The following is a 1,201-nucleotide window of genomic DNA, read 5'->3' as shown; positions in this document are numbered from 1 at the left end:
AATGCCGGGCTATGCGACCGGCGGCTTCTTTTTGCCATCTTTGGGTTCCTTTTGCTGGTCCCTATGACCAGCTCAGGCCCCGACCGTTCCACTTACCGACCTTGTCCGAAATTCCGGCGCCACCTCTAAATTCCCTGCCATCGATCCGTTTCGGGTGTTGATCGTCAGAGCGCCGGCGGATGAAGCAAGTGCAATTCTCGCTGTCTCGCAGATTTTGAATCTTCTCGTGTCGAAGCTTTGGCGCGCAATCGGGGGCGTTCTGGATGTCATTTGGATGATTATCGATAAGATTGGCAGACCTTTCGATAGCATCGACCGAGCGTTTGATCCGCTACTGTGGATTCTTTTAATGATTCTAGGCTTTTTTGCTTTCATACCCATCCATCCCGAATGGTCTGTCAAGGCAGCATGGATCATAGTACTGTTCACCTCACTTATGCGCGCCCGGCGCCCCCTGATGCTTACGTTCGGTTTTATGGTGGGAATTCCCGGAGGGCTGATTGCGCTCCTGCTGGCGACACTTTCCATGCCGTTTGGAGCCGACTTGGCGATGGCCTCATTACTTACCAGCATATCGGCAGAGTCGACCCCTCCCGGCGAGTGGACAACACAGCATTTATTTGCGCACCATGATCGGGATCCGTGGGGTTTAATGCACGGAGTTCCCTATCGGGATCCCGGAAGTCTCAAAGTAATTGCAGATTGGATCAGAGTTCGCGCCGAGCGTACCTGCCCTTGAACCGCCGACAAGTCGATCGGCCGAGTTGAGTCGCGTTCTGCTCTTGGCAGCGCCGCAAGTATCGAAGTGGCGGCGATCGGCGAAAGTCGGTAAGCGGCCAGCAAACCCGTCTTGGCGAACTGAACTAGCGGATGGGATCCGCCGGTTGCCAGCGATGAGGCAGCAATGCTGCGATGTCGCTGGCCTTTTGAGTCGGCAATCGGGTGAGAACGTCCTTCAGGTAGGCATGCGGTTCGTACCCATTCAGTTGCGCTGAACGTAGCAGACTCATGATGGCTGCGGCTCGTTTGCCGGCTCGAAGCGAACCGGCAAACAACCAGTTCGACCTGCCGATAGCAAGTTCGCGATCATTCTGCCCATATCGGGCAGGAAGTTGAAGTCCATTACCGTTGGCATCCGTTGTATGGGCGTCGCGTCAAGGTACGAGACGTCGAGGAGCGAAGCGGCGGTCGCGTGGTGCAC

2 protein-coding genes and 1 pseudogene are annotated in these 1,201 nt (G+C 55.9%); 1 reads left to right on the top strand and 2 read right to left on the bottom strand.

Translation table 11 applies throughout. From position 1 onward, the window contains the following. Positions 1 to 154 precede the first annotated feature (154 nt). Positions 155 to 739, top strand: a complete 585-nt coding sequence (locus VSR82_RS39755) for a hypothetical protein (RefSeq protein WP_410853342.1) — start codon at positions 155 to 157, stop codon at positions 737 to 739. A gap of 124 nt (positions 740 to 863) precedes the next feature. Here VSR82_RS39755 and VSR82_RS39750 read toward each other — a convergent pair. Beyond that, positions 864 to 1,085 (bottom strand): annotated as a pseudogene (locus VSR82_RS39750) (transposase domain-containing protein); the annotation flags it as partial. Next, positions 1,007 to 1,201, bottom strand: a 195-nt coding sequence (locus VSR82_RS39745) for a hypothetical protein (protein ID WP_498858897.1), incomplete at its 5' end; no start/stop codon positions are given. The gene VSR82_RS39745 and the pseudogene VSR82_RS39750, both read right to left, overlap by 79 nt.

It is taken from the genome of Burkholderia sp. JPY481 (assembly GCF_038900515.1).
Classification (GTDB): domain Bacteria; phylum Pseudomonadota; class Gammaproteobacteria; order Burkholderiales; family Burkholderiaceae; genus Paraburkholderia; species Paraburkholderia youngii.
This window is presented reverse-complemented; position numbering and strand designations above follow the sequence as displayed.